This is a genomic window from Pseudomonas sp. GL-RE-26 (assembly GCF_019956275.1).
Lineage (GTDB): Bacteria > Pseudomonadota > Gammaproteobacteria > Pseudomonadales > Pseudomonadaceae > Aquipseudomonas > Aquipseudomonas grandcourensis.
Map to the genome: position 1 here is coordinate 184,594 of NZ_JAHBDI010000022.1, position 17,101 is coordinate 201,694.

At 61.4% G+C, this 17,101-nt stretch carries 19 protein-coding genes and 1 pseudogene; 12 read left to right on the forward strand and 8 right to left on the reverse strand.

The window, feature by feature from the left end; all coding sequences use genetic code 11:
• Position 1 precedes the first annotated feature (1 nt).
• Positions 2–118, forward strand: a pseudogene (locus KGB07_RS15700) (helix-turn-helix transcriptional regulator); the annotation flags it as partial.
• Positions 119–219: 101 nt separating this feature from the next.
• A complete protein-coding gene (locus tag KGB07_RS15705; protein WP_080925374.1) occupies positions 220–384 on the forward strand; it encodes a metallothionein in 165 nt (54 codons plus the stop codon).
• Positions 385–407: 23 nt separating this feature from the next.
• Here the strand turns inward: KGB07_RS15705 and KGB07_RS15710 are convergent, their stop codons facing one another.
• Together KGB07_RS15710 and KGB07_RS15715 are read right to left on the reverse strand one after the other, a co-directional pair.
• Positions 408–686, reverse strand: coding sequence for a hypothetical protein (locus tag KGB07_RS15710; RefSeq protein WP_046042807.1), 279 nt, complete (start codon positions 684–686; stop codon positions 408–410).
• A 33-nt stretch (positions 687–719) separates the two neighbouring features.
• Positions 720–947, reverse strand: a complete 228-nt coding sequence (locus KGB07_RS15715) for a DUF6555 family protein (protein ID WP_046042806.1) — start codon at positions 945–947, stop codon at positions 720–722.
• Positions 948–1,094: 147 nt separating this feature from the next.
• On the opposite strand from KGB07_RS15715, the gene KGB07_RS15720 reads away from it, so the two are divergent.
• From KGB07_RS15720 to mnmH, 5 genes are all read left to right on the forward strand, one after another.
• Positions 1,095–1,874: an AraC family transcriptional regulator gene (locus KGB07_RS15720; protein WP_046042804.1), complete on the forward strand. Its 780-nt coding sequence runs from the start codon at positions 1,095–1,097 to the stop codon at positions 1,872–1,874.
• Between the two features lie 106 nt (positions 1,875–1,980).
• Positions 1,981–2,154, forward strand: a complete 174-nt coding sequence (locus KGB07_RS15725; protein WP_008049832.1) for a DUF1427 family protein — start codon at positions 1,981–1,983, stop codon at positions 2,152–2,154.
• A gap of 27 nt (positions 2,155–2,181) precedes the next feature.
• Positions 2,182–3,138 (forward strand): zinc-binding alcohol dehydrogenase family protein, encoded by a 957-nt coding sequence (locus tag KGB07_RS15730; protein ID WP_046042803.1) that lies wholly within the window; start codon positions 2,182–2,184, stop codon positions 3,136–3,138.
• 92 nt (positions 3,139–3,230) lie between these two features.
• Entirely contained in the window at positions 3,231–4,265 is a 1,035-nt protein-coding gene (gene selD / locus KGB07_RS15735) for a selenide, water dikinase SelD (protein ID WP_046042802.1), read from the forward strand.
• Positions 4,265–5,368 carry a tRNA 2-selenouridine(34) synthase MnmH gene (gene mnmH / locus KGB07_RS15740; RefSeq protein ID WP_046042801.1) on the forward strand — a complete coding sequence of 368 codons (1,104 nt, stop codon included), beginning with the start codon at positions 4,265–4,267 and terminating at the stop codon, positions 5,366–5,368. Before selD ends, mnmH begins: the two co-directional genes overlap by 1 nt.
• A 136-nt stretch (positions 5,369–5,504) precedes the next feature.
• Here mnmH and KGB07_RS15745 read toward each other — a convergent pair whose 3' ends face one another.
• Positions 5,505–6,176, reverse strand: a complete 672-nt coding sequence (locus tag KGB07_RS15745; RefSeq protein ID WP_046042800.1) for a hypothetical protein — start codon at positions 6,174–6,176, stop codon at positions 5,505–5,507.
• 368 nt (positions 6,177–6,544) lie between these two features.
• On the opposite strand from KGB07_RS15745, the gene KGB07_RS15750 reads away from it, so the two are divergent.
• Both KGB07_RS15750 and hemB read left to right on the forward strand, forming a co-directional pair.
• Positions 6,545–7,255, forward strand: a complete 711-nt coding sequence (locus KGB07_RS15750) for a glutathione S-transferase family protein (RefSeq protein ID WP_046042799.1) — start codon at positions 6,545–6,547, stop codon at positions 7,253–7,255.
• A 157-nt stretch (positions 7,256–7,412) separates the two neighbouring features.
• Positions 7,413–8,387 carry a porphobilinogen synthase gene (gene hemB, locus KGB07_RS15755; RefSeq protein WP_046042798.1) on the forward strand — a complete coding sequence of 325 codons (975 nt, stop codon included), beginning with the start codon at positions 7,413–7,415 and terminating at the stop codon, positions 8,385–8,387.
• A 122-nt stretch (positions 8,388–8,509) separates the two neighbouring features.
• Here hemB and KGB07_RS15760 read toward each other — a convergent pair whose 3' ends face one another.
• Positions 8,510–10,045: an FAD-dependent oxidoreductase gene (locus tag KGB07_RS15760; protein ID WP_223465882.1), complete on the reverse strand. Its 1,536-nt coding sequence runs from the start codon at positions 10,043–10,045 to the stop codon at positions 8,510–8,512.
• Positions 10,046–10,181: 136 nt separating this feature from the next.
• Here KGB07_RS15760 and KGB07_RS15765 point away from each other — a divergent pair, with 136 nt between their 5' ends.
• On the forward strand, positions 10,182–11,273 hold the full coding sequence (locus KGB07_RS15765; RefSeq protein WP_223465883.1) for a DUF1615 domain-containing protein: 1,092 nt from the start codon (positions 10,182–10,184) through the stop codon (positions 11,271–11,273).
• Positions 11,274–11,351: 78 nt separating this feature from the next.
• Here the strand turns inward: KGB07_RS15765 and KGB07_RS15770 are convergent, their stop codons facing one another.
• Entirely contained in the window at positions 11,352–11,714 is a 363-nt protein-coding gene (locus KGB07_RS15770; protein WP_046042795.1) for a hypothetical protein, read from the reverse strand.
• A 261-nt stretch (positions 11,715–11,975) separates the two neighbouring features.
• Here KGB07_RS15770 and KGB07_RS15775 point away from each other — a divergent pair, with 261 nt between their 5' ends.
• Positions 11,976–12,599: a glutathione S-transferase gene (locus KGB07_RS15775; RefSeq protein ID WP_046042793.1), complete on the forward strand. Its 624-nt coding sequence runs from the start codon at positions 11,976–11,978 to the stop codon at positions 12,597–12,599.
• A gap of 60 nt (positions 12,600–12,659) precedes the next feature.
• Here KGB07_RS15775 and KGB07_RS15780 read toward each other — a convergent pair whose 3' ends face one another.
• Positions 12,660–13,100 (reverse strand): CBS domain-containing protein, encoded by a 441-nt coding sequence (locus KGB07_RS15780; protein ID WP_046042792.1) that lies wholly within the window; start codon positions 13,098–13,100, stop codon positions 12,660–12,662.
• 234 nt (positions 13,101–13,334) lie between these two features.
• Between KGB07_RS15780 and KGB07_RS15785 the strand changes: the two genes are divergently transcribed.
• The gene (locus KGB07_RS15785) at positions 13,335–15,695 is read left to right on the forward strand and encodes a DNA polymerase II (RefSeq protein ID WP_223465885.1); all 2,361 of its coding nucleotides are present in this window, start codon (positions 13,335–13,337) and stop codon (positions 15,693–15,695) included.
• Here the strand turns inward: KGB07_RS15785 and KGB07_RS15790 are convergent.
• Both KGB07_RS15790 and KGB07_RS15795 read right to left on the reverse strand, forming a co-directional pair.
• Positions 15,660–16,130, reverse strand: coding sequence for a DUF1810 domain-containing protein (locus tag KGB07_RS15790; RefSeq protein WP_046042790.1), 471 nt, complete (start codon positions 16,128–16,130; stop codon positions 15,660–15,662). The two genes, KGB07_RS15785 and KGB07_RS15790, sit on opposite strands and share 36 nt — an antisense overlap.
• A gap of 29 nt (positions 16,131–16,159) precedes the next feature.
• Positions 16,160–16,981 carry an aldo/keto reductase gene (locus KGB07_RS15795; protein ID WP_046042789.1) on the reverse strand — a complete coding sequence of 274 codons (822 nt, stop codon included), beginning with the start codon at positions 16,979–16,981 and terminating at the stop codon, positions 16,160–16,162.
• Positions 16,982–17,101: the final 120 nt, after the last annotated feature.

The following is a 17,101-nucleotide window of genomic DNA, read 5'->3' on the forward strand; positions in this document are numbered from 1 at the left end:
TTCTACCGCCAGCCAGATGAACATCTCGCCGGAAACCGTACGCATGCACCGCAAGTATCTGTACGTGAAATTGGATGAAGAATCGCAGTCGGAGTTGTTTGCGTTGTTTATCGAGTGACTGCGCAGGCACTGAAAAGTCAAAAAATCGCAGCCTGCGGCAGCTCCTACACTTACGGTGTGCATTTGAGCACTGGCGACCACACAAGAGGAGTCAGCCCCATGATTGACCGCGAAAGTATCTGCGATTGCCCGAAATGTTCCTGCAAACTCGGTGAACATCCGATTGCCCGTCACGGCAAACACTACTGCTGTGAGGCCTGCGCCAAGCACCATGAACACGGCGAGGAATGCACCCATAAAGAGTGCAAGTGCGCTCATGGCTGACAACCGCGAATGAAAAGTGGAGCCTAATCCGGCTCCACTTCCAGCCTGAGGCTGTCATCTTCCAGGCGTTCGCTGTGGCGCACGGTGCCTTGCAAGCGCCGCCCTTCGACCCGTAGCACCAGGGTCCTGGCTTGCTCCAGATCTTCCGGCAGTGGCGCCGGGACGCGTATGGCGAAGCAGAATGGGTCATTTTCGACCTGTTCCAGGCCGATCCGGCACTCGGCGCTCTTGGTGATGCGACCGTTCGGCGTGTCCAGACCGTAGTCCAGCTGCGCAGGGCTGTAGACGGGTGTTGTGCTCATATCCCTTCCCCCGAACCTGATGGTTACCGGATATTAGTTCGCCGGCCGCCACTTGACGTTTTCCACGCCGAACTTTTCAGCCATCGGCTTGCTGGTCTTTTGCACCTTCTCGCGTCCGAACCGGGGGATTCGCCCCACCCCCGCGTCACAGCTCGCCCAATGCCAGGCTTCTGCGTTATCCATTTTTTCCAGGCGGATGATGAATGACTTCGGATCGCCATGGAGGGTGTACTCGACGACGAATAATTTTGCACTGTTCATAAAGCCCCGGTTCCTCCCTGCTGTACATAGAAGGATCGCGCGCCATCGGGAAAATTCACTCGGCTTGTCGGAAAGCGGCAGTTGCTGGCGACAAGTTCGGCGCCCCGTTACCATGGAAGCTTCCCGTACCCCCAATGAACATTGACCATGGCCCTCGCCGCACCGCCTGACCTGAGTGATACCAATGTGCCTGTGCAACCGCTGGCGCGCACCTATCCGCGCGGGTTGTACATCGAGCCCCATGAGCACGTCTGGGGCCAGTTGCTGTATGCGATGAGCGGGGTGATGTGGGTCGAGACGCCGCATGAAGCGCTGGTGGTGCCACCGCAGCGGGCGGTGTGGTTGCCGCCCGGCGTGCCCCACGGGATTCGCGTGGTATCGGACCTGCAGATGCGCAATATCTACCTGCGGCCGTCCCTGGCCGCGACCCTGGATGACAGCGTTCAGGTGATCGAGGTCGGCGGCTTGCTGCGCGAGTTGATTGTCAGCCTGGTGGAGCAGGGTAACGACGGGTCGCCCGAGTATTACGACGCGCTGGTGGGCCTGGCGCTGCTGGAGCTCAAGCGGGCCAGGCGTTCGCTGTTGAAAATTCCGTTGCCGGACGATTCCGACCGGCGATTGATGAATTTGTGTCAGGCGGTCATGGCTGCGCCTTCACTGGACATTCCTTTCGAACAACATGCGGACAACGCCGGAGCCAGCGTGCGCACCCTGGCGCGGCTGTTCAAGGACGGTTTGGGCATGGGCTTCGCCGAGTGGCGGCGTCAGGTGCAACTGGCGACGGCGGTGGCCGAGTTGATCCAGGGCGTACCGGTCAGCGCGATTGCCCGGGAGCTGGGCTATTCGCCGAGCAGCTTCAGCGACATGTTTCGCCGTGAGCTGGGCGTTGCCCCTTCGCAGTTTCCGGCGGCGCAACGCCAGGACTGAACTCGTCGAGGCCAGGCTTTGGCCGAAATTCAGAAGCACTTGGCCGATGCTCGCAGGCGTCGCCCCCTAGACTCAGCGCATACCTCAATTGCTCCCGGAGTCCGCCATGAACTACCTCGTGTCTGTGGCCATCGGTCTGGGCGTCGGTCTGCTCTACGGCGCCCTGGATTTTCGTTCCCCCGCACCCCCGGCCATCGCGCTGGTGGGCCTGCTCGGCATGCTCGCCGGCGAAAAGCTCTGGCCGATGGGGCGGGGGCTGGTGGCTGGCTGGATCTCCTGAACCCTTTTCGACTCGATGGATACGCCCATGAAAGCTCTGCAATTCGATAAAACCGGTGATCTCTCGGCCCTGCGCTACGTCGAGGTGCCTACGCCCGTGCCCGGCGTCGATGAAGTGCTGGTCGAGATCAAGGCCGCCGGCCTCAACCCCAGCGATGTGAAGAACGTGCTGGGGCGTTTTCCCTACACCACCTTGCCGCGGATTCCCGGTCGAGACTTTGCCGGAGTTGTCGTGGCCGGCCCGCAGGCGCTGATCGGTCAGGACGTCTGGGGCACGGGCAAGGAACTGGGTTTTTTCGCCGACGGTTCCCACGCGCAGTTCGTCAAGCTGCCGGCCAATGGCGTGGCGCTCAAACCCACGCACCTGAGCTTTGCCCAGGCCGCCAGCCTCGGCGTGCCGTACACCACGGCGTGGGATGCACTGGAGCGCAGCCTGGTGACGGCCGAAACCCGATTGCTGGTCATCGGTGGCGGGGCAGTTGGCAGTGCCGCGCTGGCCTTGGCCAAGGTGCGCGGTGCCCGGGTGCTGGCGGCCGCGCGGCGTCCGGAACAGGTCAAGGACTTGCAGGATCAGGGCTACCAGACCCTGCAACTGGATAAACCCGAAGACCTCGGGGCTCAGGTCAACGCCGTCTATGCCGGCGGCGCCGACGTGATTTTCGACACCACCGGTTTCTGGCTGCCGGCCTCGGTACCCGCCCTGGCCACGTTCGGCCGCATCGCGATCATTGCAGCACCCGTGGACGGTCACGTGCAGTTGCCGGCCTTGGCGTTGTATCGCAAGGGTGGCTCGGTGGTGGGGATCAACTCGCTGCTGTACGGCGTGCAAGCGTGCGCAGCGATGCTTGACCAGTTTGGCAAGTTCTTCGATCAGGATTTGTTGCCCCTGCCACAAGGCTTGTTCGAGTCGCCTTTGGCCGAAGGGCTGGAGCGCTATGCCGAAGTGAATCAAGGCAGCGGTGACAAGGTGATTCTGCTGCCATAACCCACAGGGGCACTGCTCAACACTGCATCTCCTACAAAGAAAAAGGCGCATTTGCTGTAGGATTGGTTACCTAGACTCCAAGAGGTAACCCCATGAGCGAGCCGATTCGCCTGACCCAATACAGCCACGGCGCCGGTTGCGGCTGCAAGATCTCCCCCCAGGTGCTGGAAGTGATCCTGGCCGGCAGCGGGGCGCAGAACCTCGACCCGAAGCTTTGGGTCGGCAACGCCTCGCGCGATGACGCGGCGGTGTATGCCATCGATGAAGAACGCGGCGTGGTCTCGACCACGGACTTTTTCATGCCGATCGTCGACGATCCCTTCGATTTCGGCCGAATTGCCGCCACCAATGCCATCAGCGACATCTATGCGATGGGCGGCGATCCGTTGATGGCGATTGCGATCCTGGGCTGGCCGGTGAACGTGTTGGCGCCGGAAGTTGCCCGGGAAGTGATACGCGGCGGTCGTTCGGTGTGTGACGAGGCGGGCATCCCGCTGGCAGGCGGGCACTCCATCGACGCGCCAGAACCGATCTTTGGCCTGGCTGTCACCGGCCTGGTGGAAAAGCGCCACATGAAGCGCAACGATACCGCCACCGCCGGTTGCCTGCTTTATCTCACCAAGCCCTTGGGTATCGGCATCCTTACGACTGCCGAGAAAAAGGGCAAGTTGCGTCATGCCGACATCGGCCTGGCCCGGGACTGGATGTGCACCCTGAATAAACCCGGCAGCCGTTTCGGCAAGCTCGACGGCGTGACCGCGATGACCGATGTCACCGGTTTCGGCCTGCTCGGGCACCTGGTGGAAATGGCCGACGGCAGCCAGCTCACGGCGCGCATTGAATATGACCGCGTACCGCGCCTGCCGGGGGTCGAGTATTACCTGGAACAGGGCTGCGTACCCGGCGGGACTCTGCGCAATTTCGACAGCTACGCCAGCAAGCTCGGACGCCTTCAGGAGCTGCACAAACGCGTGCTCTGCGACCCGCAGACCAGCGGTGGCCTGTTGATTGCCGTGACGCCGCAAGGCAACGAGCAATTCCTTTCGGTGGCCGCCGAACTGGGCCTGAGCCTGGAACCGATCGGTGAACTGGTCGAGCGACAGAGCAACGCGGTCGAGGTGTTTTGATGTTCGTCGACTGCACTGATTACCGCGACATCTTCCTCAACGACCGGCCAATGATGGATGCCCGCGCGCCTGTCGAATTCAACAAGGGCGCGTTTCCCGGCGTGATCAACCTGCCGTTGATGAATGACCATGAGCGCCAGCGGGTCGGCACCTGCTACAAGCAGCACGGCCAGCAAGCGGCCATCGTGCTGGGGCATCAACTGGTGTCGGGCGCGGTCAAGGCCGAACGCATCCAGGCCTGGGCCGATTTTGCCCGGGCGCATCCGGATGGATTGTTGTATTGCTTTCGCGGCGGTCTGCGCTCGCAGATAGTCCAGCAATGGCTCAAGGACGAGGCCGGCATCGACTATCCACGGGTGGGCGGTGGCTACAAGGCCATGCGCACCTTTCTGCTGGACACACTCGATCAAGCCGTGACCCAGTGTGATTTCGTCCTGTTGGGCGGGATGACCGGCACCGGCAAAACCGAGGTGCTCACGCAACTGGGCAACGCCGTGGACCTTGAAGGTCATGCCAACCATCGCGGCTCCAGTTTCGGCAAGCGCGCCACGGGCCAACCCTCGAACATCGACTTCGAAAACCGCTTGGCCGTAGACGTGTTGAAAAAACGCGCACGGGGCATCGAGCAGTTCGTACTGGAAGACGAAAGCCGTGCGGTGGGCAGTTGTGCGCTGCCGTTGCCGCTGTACCAGGGCATGCAGCAGTTCCCGATGGTGTGGCTGGAAGACAGCCTGGAAGGTCGGGTCGAGCGGATCCTGCGCGATTACGTGGTGGATCTGTGCGCCGAATTCATCGACGTGCATGGCGAGGAGGGCTTTGCGTTGTTTTCCGAACGCTTGCTGGAAAGCCTGAACAATGTGCAAAAGCGCCTGGGTGGTGAACGTCATCGACGCTTGCTGGTCTTGATGGAGGATGCGTTGGCCGAGCAGGCCCGCAGTGGCGCGGTGGATCTGCACCGGGGCTGGATCGAAGGGCTGCTGTGCGAGTATTACGATCCGATGTATGCGTTTCAGCGGGAGAAGAAAGACGCGCGGATCGAGTTTGCCGGGGAGCGAGGGGCGGTTCTTGAGTATCTGCGCGAGCGGGGCAGCCAGCGAGGGTGATGTAGCCTGTGCCGGCCTCATCGCGAGCAGGCTCGCTCCTACATTGGATCTGCGCCGTACACAAAAACTGTGTTCACCGAAGATCACTGTAGGAGCGAGCCTGCTCGCGATGAGGCCCGATCAGGCAATGCACAACTCAGGTCGGGCAGGTTTCTGCGCCGTTATCCAGGCCTTGCTTGTACACATGGCTCTGCAAACTGGCCTTGCCGTTGTGCCAGGTCAGGGTCAGTACATACAGCGAGTCGTAGTCGCTGGACTCCCAGTCGTCGATGATCTTCGCATCCTTGCCGGTGGCTTCGCCGGCCACCGTGTTGATCAGCTCTGGCAGGTAACCGTGGGACCAGGCCGTGTAGATGACCGAGTTGTGGTACTTGTCGTGGAGCAGCTCATCGGCCAGGTCACTGGTGTCATTGGCGGAAAAGTTGATGTTCACCGGCAGGCCCAGCTTGATGGCGCTGGGGCTGATGGTCATCAGTGGGCGGATATAACTGTAGGAATTGTCGAGCTCGCCTTCCTCGACGTTACGGGTCGGGTTGGCCGCGAACACATAGTTGGCCTTGCCGAACTTTTCCGGCAGCAGTGTGGCCAGGTCGATGGCGCGGTTCAGTCCCCGGCAATTGAGCTGGCCCAGGCCGCCGGCGGGTTTTTCCCCGTGGCGCAGGAAGACCAGCGTCTGGGTGCCATCCATCGGTTGGGCGCGACTCAGGCCGGGCTCCAGCGACAGGAACATCGCGCTGACCACCAAGAGGGCGGGCAACAAAAGGTAGGCGCGATATTTAAAGCGTTTGGCAAAATTGAACAGATTCATGAATAAAAGGATCTTCAGCGCAATTCGGTTAAGGCTGACAAACCTTTACACCTCGATTGTCCTGCGTCGGGTGTTTTCCATGTCATTGAAGCCAGTCCTTTATCAAAGGGGTGGTGCTCTGAGTCCCCTGAACCCGTTTGGTTCGATTCCGGCCGAGTGCGCGGCAATGTATCGGTAACCTTCACGGGTTTGCAGCCAAGGTTATCGACAGGATGTTGCACAAATGTGGACACAATACACCGGATGGTATTGAAACAGTGGTGATCTCTTTTGATCTCGCCTATCAGCGAGATCGATGGCTTCAAGGGATCGCTGAGCCGATATCTACATTATGATCGTCACTCTCAATGTCTTCGTGGATCCCGCCCATGACCGATTTGTCCGCTTTCCCCATCACCCGCAAATGGCCTGCCCAGTATCCGGAGTGGATTCAGCTGTACTCCTTGCCGACCCCCAACGGCGTCAAGGTCTCGATCATGCTTGAAGAGATCGGCCTGCCGTATGAGCCTCACCGGGTAGGCTTCGACACCAACGACCAGATGTCCCCGGAATTTCTTTCACTCAATCCCAACAACAAGATCCCGGCGATCCTCGATCCCCACGGTCCGGACGACCTGCCGCTGGCGCTGTTCGAATCGGGAGCAATTCTGATCTACCTGGCCGACAAGAGCGGGCAACTGCTGGCCCAGGAGTCGGCTGCGCGCTACGAAACGATCCAGTGGCTGATGTTCCAGATGGGCGGCATTGGCCCGATGTTCGGCCAGCTCGGGTTTTTCAACAAGTTCGCCGGCAAGGACTACGAAGACAAGCGTCCCCGTGACCGCTACGTCGAGGAAAGCAGGCGCCTGCTTAAGGTGCTGGACGGCCGTCTGCAAGGGCGCGACTGGATCATGGGCGAGCGCTACACCATCGCCGACATCGCCACCTTCCCGTGGGTGCGCAACCTGATCGGCTTCTATGAAGCCGGCGATCTGGTGGGCATTCAGAACTTCCCTAACGTCACGCGGGTGCTGGAGCGTTTCCTGGCGCGGCCGGCGGTGGTGCGTGGGTTGCAGATTCCGAGCCCGGTAGCGAGCTGATACACCGCTCCCACAGAGGGGCAGTGCTGGATGCCAGTATTGTTGCCCAGCCTGCAAGAGTTTGTTGATCACCCGGGGTTTGTGCCCAGCGCCGCGCAGGGCATAAGCTTCGCCTCCCTACGACGTTCGTCTCGTCCTCTGAAATCCAGGAATACCCATGTCCAGTCAGTTCCCCGAAGCACGCCCACGCCGTCTGCGCCGCAATGCGAGCCTGCGCAGCCTGTTCCAGGAGACCGAGTTCAGCCTGAACGACCTGGTGCTGCCGATTTTCGTCGAAGAAGAAATCGACGACTTCGTGCCGATCAAAAGCATGCCGGGCGTGATGCGCATTCCCGAGTCGAAACTGGCCGGCGAGATCGAGCGCTACGCCCGTGCCGGGATCAAGTCGGTGATGACCTTCGGCGTGTCCCATCACCTGGACAGCAGCGGCAGCGACACCTGGCGCGATGACGGCCTGGTCTCGCGCATGTCGCGCATCGCCAAGGACGCAGTGCCGGACATGATCGTGATGTCCGACACCTGCTTTTGCGAGTACACCGACCACGGCCATTGCGGCGTGCTGCACAACCATGAGGTCGACAACGACCAGACCCTGATCAACCTCGGCAGGCAAGCCGTCGCGGCAGCCCGTGCCGGTGCCGATGTGATCGCCCCCTCGGCAGCGATGGACGGGCAGGTCCAGGCGATTCGCCGGGCCCTCGATGACGCCGGGTTTACCCAGACGGCGATCATGGCCTATTCGACCAAATTCGCCTCGGCGCTTTATGGCCCGTTCCGCGAGGCGGGTGGCAGTGCGCTCAAGGGCGACCGTAAAAGCTACCAGATGAACCCGATGAACCGCCGCGAAGCGGTGCGCGAATCGTTGCTCGACGAACAGGAAGGCGCCGATGCGCTGATGGTCAAGCCGGCCGGTGCGTATCTGGACATCATCCGCGACATCCGCGAAGCCTCGCGCCTGCCGCTGTCGGCCTATCAGGTGAGCGGTGAGTACGCGATGATCAAGTTTGCCGCCCAGGCCGGGGCCATCGATGAAGACCGTGTGGTGCGCGAGAGCCTGGGGGCGATCAAGCGGGCCGGGGCAGACCTGATCTTTACCTATTTTGCGATGGATCTGGCCTTGGCCGGGATCTGATAATCACTCTATAACCCTGTAGGAGCGAGCCTGCTCGCGAAAGCGGAGTGTCAGTCAACATGATTCTGACTGATCCACCGCTATCGCGAGCAGGCTCGCTCCCACAGGGGAATGTGGTGTTTTCAGGTCGCGCCAAAAAACGTCCGGATCCCGTGATCGCGGAAGTACCGTTCGATCACTTTCGGGTCCGAGCAGGTTTCGGCAATCGCCACATAGGTATCGGGCCGCAGCAGATAAAAGCCGTTGCGCCCCAGGCCCGCCGCTTCGAACGCCGGTCGCCAGTCGAACACATGCAGCGGCAGATGGTGCTCGTGGCACCAGGCGATCATCTCGTCGCTGGTGTCGCCATAGACATGCACCTGCCAGGTCAGGCACTTGAGCGACTCGAAATTATCCCCCTCACCGTCATGGGCCCAGGGCAGGCGATCACCGCCATGCACACGCCCGGCAACGCCCGTGCTCAACGGCATGCCACGATAATTCAGGGTGATCTGCGACACCGTGCGAAACAGGAACTGGCGGGAGGCTTCGAACGAGGTCATTTTCGGTAACAAGAACGGCGCCAGGCGCGTACGCAGCAAATCGGCAATCGGCCCGTCGGCGGTGACGAACGTGAAGACCCGGTCGGTGGTCGCCACCAGTTTGCGCGCAAACGCGATGCGCTCGGTTTCATAGGTGTCGAGCAGCCTGGCCTCGGCACCGCCGCTCAACACGGCCGCCAGTTTCCAGGCCAGGTTGATGGCATCGCCAATCCCGGTGTTCATGCCCTGGCCGCCCGCCGGGCTGTGCACATGGGCGGCATCACCCAGCAAAAACGCCCGGCCGTTGCGGAAGTGATCCGCCACCCGATGATGCACGCGGTAGGTCGAGAACCAATTCAGTTGCTCGATCTTCACCTTCATATGCTCGATGGCCCGGCTGCTGACGTCCTCGAAGCGCAGGGTCTCGGCGTGTTCGGCGCGCTCGTCGCGCACCGTGCCGATCAGACGGGCACGACCACTGTCGCCCAGTGGGAACACGGCGAGGAAGTCCGCCTCGTCGAGATCCACATGCAGTTCGCCATTGAATGTCGGGCCGCTGGCCTGCACGTCGGCGACGTAGAAAATCTGCTGGTAGGTCCCGCCGGGAAACCCGGTATCCAGGGTCTTGCGCACAATCGACCGGGCACCGTCGCACCCGGCCAGGTAACAGGCCTGGCAGGTTTCCTGCTGACCGTCGGGCAGGTCCAGCGTGGCCGTGATGCCGTCTGCGGTTTGCTCGAAGCCTGCCAGTTCAGTGTTGCGTTCCACCGTGATACCGAAGGCTTCCAGGCGCTCGATCAGCAGCCGTTCGTGTTCGTCCTGCGGGAAAATCTCGAGAAACGAGTAGGGCGTCAGGCCTTCACCGATCTGAGACAGGGGCAGGCGCGCCACGGGCTCACCCTTGACCCAGAAGTTGCCGGCCTTTACTTGATGGCCGTGTTGCACCACGGCGTCGTCCAGTCCGAGCTGGCGATACAACTCCAGCGTCCGTGCCTGGACGGCCAGCGCCCGGGAGGTGGTGCCGGGGGCCGAGGTTTTGTCGACGATCCGCACGCGCACGCCCAGCTTGCTCAGCCACAACGCCAGGACCAGCCCGGTCGGGCCGGCGCCGATGATCAACACGTCGCTGCGGTGCATGACCTGTCCTCCTCGCTGTGTGAATCAAGTATGGTCCAGTCGGGGAGGGCGGCAACCGTCAGACTGCCACGGACGTAGCCGCTGACCTGCCATTGGTCGTATGGTTGGCCCGGACCAACGGATTAGATGGAACGACATGCAAATCAGATTGATCACAAGCGTCGCCGTGTTGCTGGTATTGGCCGGTTGCGGCAGCCAACGGACCCAGGAACCGGCGGCGCGCAGCCCGGCCGAAGTGAAGGCCGATATTATGCGTTTGCTACCGACCAAGGCTGCCGATCCCCAGGGTTGGGCCACGGATATCCAGGTGGCGTTTACCGCGCAAGACATCTCGGCGACCACGCAAAACCTGTGCTCGGTGCTCGCGGTGACGGAACAGGAGTCGACCTTTCAGGTCGATCCGAGCGTACCGGGCCTGGGCAAGATCGCCCGCGACGAGATCGACCGCCGTGCCGCCAAGGCACATATTCCCGGCCTGCTGGTGAGCGGTGCGTTAATGCTCGATTCGCCCAACGGCAAAAGCTACAGCAGCCGCCTGAATGCCGCGCGCAGTGAAAAGGAACTGAGCGCCATTTTCGACGACTTCATCGGCATGGTGCCGATGGGCAAGAAGCTGTTCGGCGGCTTCAACCCGGTGCATACCGGCGGGCCGATGCAGGTCAGCATTGACTTTGCCGAGCAGCAGGCCAAGGGCTATCCGTACCCGGTGAAGGGCTCGATTCGCCATGAAGTGTTCACCCGGCGCGGCGGCATGTATTTCGGCATCGCGCATCTGCTCGGGTATCCGGTGAGTTACCCACAGCCGCTGTACCGCTTTGCGGACTTCAACGCGGGTTGGTACGCCAGTCGTAACGCCGCGTTCCAGAACGCGGTGAGCCGGGCTTCCGGTATCCCGTTGGCGCTGGATGGCGACCTGGTGAACTACGGTTCGATCATGCCCGGCACCACGGAACTGGCTGTGCGCAGCCTCGGCAAGCAACTGGACATGCGCAATCCGACGATCCGTGAGCAACTGGAAGAGGGGAAAACCCTGGGGTTCGAAGACAGCAAACTCTATCGGCGGGTTTTCGAACTGGCCGAACGGGCCGAGGGCCGGCCGTTACCCCGTGAAGTGTTGCCCGGGATCGTGCTGCAAAGCCCGAAAATCACCCGCAAACTCACCACCGCGTGGTTCGCCAAGCGAGTCGATGAACGCTACCAGCGCTGCATGGCGCGGGCAGTGCAGTAATCGCGACGTATAAAAAAGCATAAAAAACCCGGCGGGTGAGGCCGGGTTTTCATTGAGTTCTGCGGTCAAGCACTGCATTCAGACAGCGCGGCTTTCGATCAGACGGTCCGAGCCACCTTCAGCGACACGGTTTTGCAGGAGCTTGTCGGAACCGCCTTCAGCGACGCGGTTTTGCAGCAGTTTGTCGGAACCACCTTCAGCGACGCGGTTTTGCAGGAGCTTGTCGGAACCGCCTTCAGCGACACGGTTTTGCAGCAGCTTGTCGGAACCGCCTTCGGCAACACGTTTTTCCAGCAGGCGATCCGAACCACCCTCGGCCACACGGCTTTCAATCAGACGATCCGAGCCGCCTTCAGCGACCACAGGTTGAGCAGAGTTTGCGGCGAAAGCGTTAACTGCGAAAACCGAGAAAGCGATGCTGAGGAGGGTCTGGCGTTTCATGATGGTGTGCTCCGGGGTGCTTATGGGTTGGTATGGAGCAGATGTTACGCCGGGGATTTTTTAAGAGAACTTCATTGAAGTGATGGTGAACATCGACGGCAATGATAGGTCCGACGCCACACCTCTTGTGAGCGTGATGGTGCGATCGTCGGATGGCCACTGTGTGGCGGGCGGCGGCTTCTACACTGGTTAGCTGGCGCGTTCCTCTGCCGCGACGGTCGATGTGGCCCGGCAGAGGTCGCGGTATGCAAGGAGACGTTTATGCACCAGCTCTACGGCCATCTGAACTCCGGAGCGGCGGCTATCGAAGCAGCCCTTGAGCTCTGCGATGTTCCTTATCGCTTCATTGATGTCGAGACGTCCGCGGAGGCGGCCCAGGCGCTGGAAAAACTCAACCCGCTCAAACAGATTCCGACCTTGCAGCTACCCGATGGCAGTGTCCTGACCGAGAGCGCGGCGATCCTGATCCACCTCGGGCTGAGCTTTCCCGCATCGGGATTGTTGCCGCAGGACCCGGCCGAGCGGGACCAGGCCATTCGCGGCATGGCGTACATCGTCAGCAATTGCTATGCGGCCATCGGCATCATTGATTACCCCGAACGCTGGTTGGCCGAGGCGGATGAGTCGTCCAGGCAGAACCTCATGGAGGGCGCCCGCCGGCGCCTGCACTGGAGTTGGGAGGTGTTTGCCGATCAGTTCTCGGGCGAGTTGTACCTGGGCAGCGAGAAACCCGGGGGCCTGGATGTGCTGGCGGCAGTGATCTCGCGATGGGCGGGCAGTCGGGAACATTTGCGCAACGCCCGGCCGGGGTTTTTCGCCTGGCTGGAACGCATCGACCGCCACCCGGCACTGGCACCGGTGTTCGCCCGGCATTGGCCGGTCTGAACACCGAAGATCCCTTGTGGGAGCAAGCCTGCTCCTACAAGGGATCTTCGGCGTGTCGACTTATTCCCCGCGAATGTACTGTTCCAGCTGCTTGATCAGTTCCGCCTGTTCGGCAATCGCTTCCTTGACCAGGTCACCGATCGACAGCAGGCCGATCAATTTGCCGCCTTCGACCACCGGCAAGTGACGCAGGCGTCTATCGGACATGATGCCCAGACAGGTATCCACGGTTTGGTGGGTGTCGACGGTAATCACCGGCGAAACCATGATGTCGCGCACCGGCGTGCCCACCGAAGAGCGGCCGTGCAGCACCAGTTTTCGCGCGTAGTCCCGTTCGCTGATAATGCCCAGCACTTCATCATTCTCCACCACCAGCAAGGCGCCGACGTTTTTCTCGGCCATCTTCATCAATGCTTCGAGCACCATGTGGTCGGGTTTGATCTGGTGCACTTCCTGATTCTTCTGATCTTTGAGCTTGAGCAGTTGGGCGACGGTTTTCATGGTGGTTACTCGGGTGTTGTCGTTGTTCTTGAAGAATCGTAGACGCGAGCGTTCAGGGCAAGGGCGAAAGCGGCAGTTAACACGTAAAAAACGTCATTCGACGGTTTTTCTTTGGCAAACCACACATTTCAGGCCAATAGATTACTTGTGGGCCAGAGATACCGGGGCCATACGCGCTATCGCGACTGATGACGGGTAGAATCCCCCTCTGAATCAGTTTCGAGGTTTGCAGTGGTGGATCTACAGCAGGGCTTCGTCCTGACCCGGCATTGGCGCGACACCCCGGCCGGTACGGAAGTCGAATTCTGGCTGGCGACCGACAGCGGTCCCCGGCGTATCCGCCTGCCTCACCAACCATCGGTGGCGTTCATCCCCGCTGCGCAGCGTCAGCCCGCCGAAAGCGTTTTGCATGACGAGAAGAACGTCGAGCTCAAGCCCCTGGCCCTGCAGGATTTCGAACATCGCCCGGTCCTCGGTCTTTACTGCCAGCAACATGGCCAGTTGATGCGCCTGGAAACCGCGCTGCGCCGGGCCGGTGTCGAGGTGTTTGAAGCCGACGTGCGCCCGCCGGAACGCTACATGATGGAACGTTTCATCACCGCACCGGTGCGCTTCAGTGGCACGCCGAATGCCGAGGGCCTGCTGCTCGACGCGCAGATGAAACCCGACTCCGACTACCGTCCGAGCCTGAAACTGGTGTCCCTGGACATCGAGACCACCGCCCAGGGCGAGTTGTATTCCATCGCCCTGGAAGGCTGCGGCGAGCGTCAGGTGTACATGCTCGGTCCGCCCAACGGCGACGCTGGCCAGGTGGATTTCCAGCTCGAATACTGCGATTCGCGAACCCTGCTGCTGAAAAAGCTCAACGACTGGTTTGCCCGGTTCGACCCCGACGCGATCATCGGCTGGAACGTCGTGCAGTTCGACTTGCGGGTGCTCCACGAACACGCCCGGCGCCTGGCGGTGCCGTTGAAACTGGGGCGTGGCGGCGAGGAAATGCAGTGGCGTGAACACGGCAGCGGCAACCATTACTTCGCTTCAGCTGCTGGCCGCTTGATCATCGACGGTATCGAGGCCCTGCGTTCGGCGACCTGGAGCTTCCCCTCGTTCAGCCTGGAAAACGTCGCGCAAACCTTGCTCGGCGAGGGCAAGTCCATCGACAACCCGTACCAGCGCATGGACGAAATCAATCGTATGTTCGCCGAGGACAAACCGGCGCTGGCCACATACAACCTCAAGGACTGCGAACTGGTCACGCGGATTTTCGCCAGGACCGAGTTGCTCACCTTCCTGCTGGAGCGGGCCAGCGTCACCGGTTTGCCGGCCGATCGCATGGGCGGTTCGGTGGCGGCGTTCACGCACCTGTACATGCCGCTGATGCACCGTCAGGGTTTCGTTGCACCCAACCTCGGCGGCAAGCCACCGCAAGCCAGTCCCGGCGGGTTTGTCATGGATTCGCAACCGGGGTTGTACGAGTCGGTGCTGGTGCTCGACTACAAAAGCCTCTATCCGTCGATCATCCGCACCTTCCTGATTGACCCCGTGGGGCTGATTGAAGGGCTCAAGCATCCGGACGACAGCGAGTCGGTGCCGGGTTTTCGTGGCGCGCGCTTTTCTCGCACCCGACATTGCCTGCCATCCATCGTCGCCCGGGTGGCCGAAGGCCGGGAAACTGCCAAGCGCGAACACAACGCACCGCTGTCCCAGGCGCTGAAAATCATCATGAACGCCTTTTACGGTGTGCTCGGCTCCAGCGGTTGTCGCTTCTTCGACACGCGCCTGGCGTCGTCCATCACCTTGCGCGGACACGAAATCATGCTGCGCACCCGCCAGTTGATCGAGGCCCAGGGGCATGCGGTGATTTACGGCGACACCGACTCGACCTTCGTCTGGCTGCGTCGCGCTCATGGCCAGCAGGAGGCGGCGCAGATCGGCCATGCGCTGGTGGCGCACGTCAATCAGTGGTGGCGCGAGCACGTGCAGCAGGAATACGGCCTGCAGAGCGTTCTCGAATTGCAGTTCGAAACCCACTACAAGCGTTTTTTGATGCCGACCATTCGCGGCGCCGAAGAAGGCAGCAAGAAGCGCTACGCCGGGCTGGTCACCCGGGACGACGGCAGCGACGAAATGGTCTACAAAGGCCTGGAAACCGTGCGCACCGACTGGTCGCTGCTGGCCCGGCAATTCCAGCAAGAGCTGTATTCGCGGATCTTCCTGCGCAAGCCCTACCAGGACTATGTGCGTGACTACGTGCGCAAGACCCTGGCCGGCGAATTCGATGACCGGCTGATCTACCGCAAACGCCTGCGCCGCACCCTCGATGACTATCAGCGCAACGTACCGCCCCATGTGCGCGCGGCGCGCCTGGCCGACGAGTACAACGACCGGCAGGGCCGCCCGCGCCAGTACCAGAACGGCGGCTGGATCAGCTACGTGATCACCGTCGCCGGCCCCGAACCGCTGGAAGTGCGTAGCGCGCCCATCGATTACGACCACTACATCACCCGGCAGCTGCAACCGGTGGCGGACGCGATACTGCCGTTTGTCGACGACGACTTCTCAACCCTGATTGGTGGGCAACTGGGCCTGTTTTGAGTCCATCAGCGACAGGGTCCAGTCATCCAGGATGCCGTGGAAGTACTGGTTCAAGGCTTGCTGGAAAAGGCTGTCGGCGTCGGCGACCTGGGCAAACAGGGTCATCGAGGAGTGAAACTTCAGGTCGTCGGGATGACCGAAAATCCCCGCTACCGAGCGCTCCCGGATGTTCAGCACTTCCTGGGTACAGGTGCGCAGCCGGGCGCCCAGTAACGGATGCTCAAGGTAGGCCAGGGCTTCCTCCCGCGAGCGGATGGCAAAGCGGCGCGACATCTCGCTGCCGCCGAGCCCGGCAAACTGCGGAAAAATGAACCACATCCAGTGACTGCGCTTGTGTCCGTTGTTCAGCTCGTTTTGAACCCGCTCGAATACCGGTTCCTGAGCCTGGAGAAAACGTTGCAGATTGAACGGGTCCAGGTGGTCGGTGCTTCTCATGACGAAGCTCTCTGACAGACTGCGGTGGTTCAGACCATGGCCAGCCGCTGTTTGCGTTGTGGCGCGTGAAACGCTTGGTCCAGCGCCTCCAGATCCCCGGGCTCAAGCTGCAACATGGCGGCCTGGGCGTTGAAGCGTACATGTTCGAGTCGGACCGCCTTGGGGATGGCGATCACTCCCTCCTGACGCAGTATCCATGCCAGTGCCACCTGTGCCGGTGTGACGCCGTGACGGGCGGACACTTGCCTGAGCGTAGTATTGGCGAGCATTTTACCGCCCTGGCCAATCGGGCAGTAAGCCATGACCGGCAGCCGCCGTTGCTGGCTCCAGGGCAGCAAATCAAATTCTATGCCCCGTTGTTCCAGGTTGTAGAGCACCTGATTGGTGGTACAGGCCGGAGCTTCCAGTTCCAGCAGGTCGTCGAGGTCGAAGTTGGACACGCCCCAACGGCCGATCTTGCCGGCTTCGCGCAAGCGCTCGAAGGCGTCGACGGTTTCTTCCAGGGGATACTGGCCGCGCCAATGCAACAGGTACAGGTCGATATAATCGGTGCCAAGCCTGCGCAGGCTGCGCTCGCAAGCCAGGGGAATGCCCTGGCGGCTGGCGTTGTGCGGGTACACCTTGCTGACCAGAAAGACGCTGTCGCGCTGACCGGCGATGGCATCGCGGACCACTTCCTCGGCGCCGCCTTCGGCGTACATCTCAGCGGTGTCGATCAGGGTCATGCCCAGTTCGATGCCCAGGCGCAGTGCCGCGACTTCTTCCGTGTGCCGTGAACGGTCTTCGCCCATCTGCCAGGTCCCCTGGCCGATGACCGGAACCCGGGTGCCGGCCAGTTCTAGCGTGCGCATGCAAAACCTCCTTTATGAATGCCGATGGTTGTTTCAGTGGGCAGCAGAATAGTCCATCGGTTCCGCCACAGGCTGTGATCTCTTGAACTGCACCCTGCCGGTGATCGATTGCTCTGTGCC

Bases quoted from the DNA above. Each gene is read 5' to 3' on its own strand.
- KGB07_RS15780 (WP_046042792.1), bottom strand. From the start codon at position 13,100: ATGAAAACCGTCGCCCAACTGCTCAAGCTCAAAGATCAGAAGAATCAG.
- selD (WP_046042802.1), top strand. From the start codon at position 3,231: ATGAGCGAGCCGATTCGCCTGACCCAATACAGCCACGGCGCCGGTTGC.
- KGB07_RS15710 (WP_046042807.1), bottom strand. From the start codon at position 686: ATGAGCACAACACCCGTCTACAGCCCTGCGCAGCTGGACTACGGTCTG.
- KGB07_RS15790 (WP_046042790.1), bottom strand. From the start codon at position 16,130: ATGAGAAGCACCGACCACCTGGACCCGTTCAATCTGCAACGTTTTCTC.
- KGB07_RS15725 (WP_008049832.1), top strand. From the start codon at position 1,981: ATGAACTACCTCGTGTCTGTGGCCATCGGTCTGGGCGTCGGTCTGCTC.
- hemB (WP_046042798.1), top strand. From the start codon at position 7,413: ATGTCCAGTCAGTTCCCCGAAGCACGCCCACGCCGTCTGCGCCGCAAT.
- KGB07_RS15720 (WP_046042804.1), top strand. From the start codon at position 1,095: ATGGCCCTCGCCGCACCGCCTGACCTGAGTGATACCAATGTGCCTGTG.
- KGB07_RS15795 (WP_046042789.1), bottom strand. From the start codon at position 16,981: ATGCGCACGCTAGAACTGGCCGGCACCCGGGTTCCGGTCATCGGCCAG.
- KGB07_RS15770 (WP_046042795.1), bottom strand. From the start codon at position 11,714: ATGAAACGCCAGACCCTCCTCAGCATCGCTTTCTCGGTTTTCGCAGTT.
- mnmH (WP_046042801.1), top strand. From the start codon at position 4,265: ATGTTCGTCGACTGCACTGATTACCGCGACATCTTCCTCAACGACCGG.
- KGB07_RS15775 (WP_046042793.1), top strand. From the start codon at position 11,976: ATGCACCAGCTCTACGGCCATCTGAACTCCGGAGCGGCGGCTATCGAA.
- KGB07_RS15750 (WP_046042799.1), top strand. From the start codon at position 6,545: ATGACCGATTTGTCCGCTTTCCCCATCACCCGCAAATGGCCTGCCCAG.
- KGB07_RS15730 (WP_046042803.1), top strand. From the start codon at position 2,182: ATGAAAGCTCTGCAATTCGATAAAACCGGTGATCTCTCGGCCCTGCGC.
- KGB07_RS15745 (WP_046042800.1), bottom strand. From the start codon at position 6,176: ATGAATCTGTTCAATTTTGCCAAACGCTTTAAATATCGCGCCTACCTT.
- KGB07_RS15705 (WP_080925374.1), top strand. From the start codon at position 220: ATGATTGACCGCGAAAGTATCTGCGATTGCCCGAAATGTTCCTGCAAA.
- KGB07_RS15715 (WP_046042806.1), bottom strand. From the start codon at position 947: ATGAACAGTGCAAAATTATTCGTCGTCGAGTACACCCTCCATGGCGAT.
- KGB07_RS15765 (WP_223465883.1), top strand. From the start codon at position 10,182: ATGCAAATCAGATTGATCACAAGCGTCGCCGTGTTGCTGGTATTGGCC.
- KGB07_RS15760 (WP_223465882.1), bottom strand. From the start codon at position 10,045: ATGCACCGCAGCGACGTGTTGATCATCGGCGCCGGCCCGACCGGGCTG.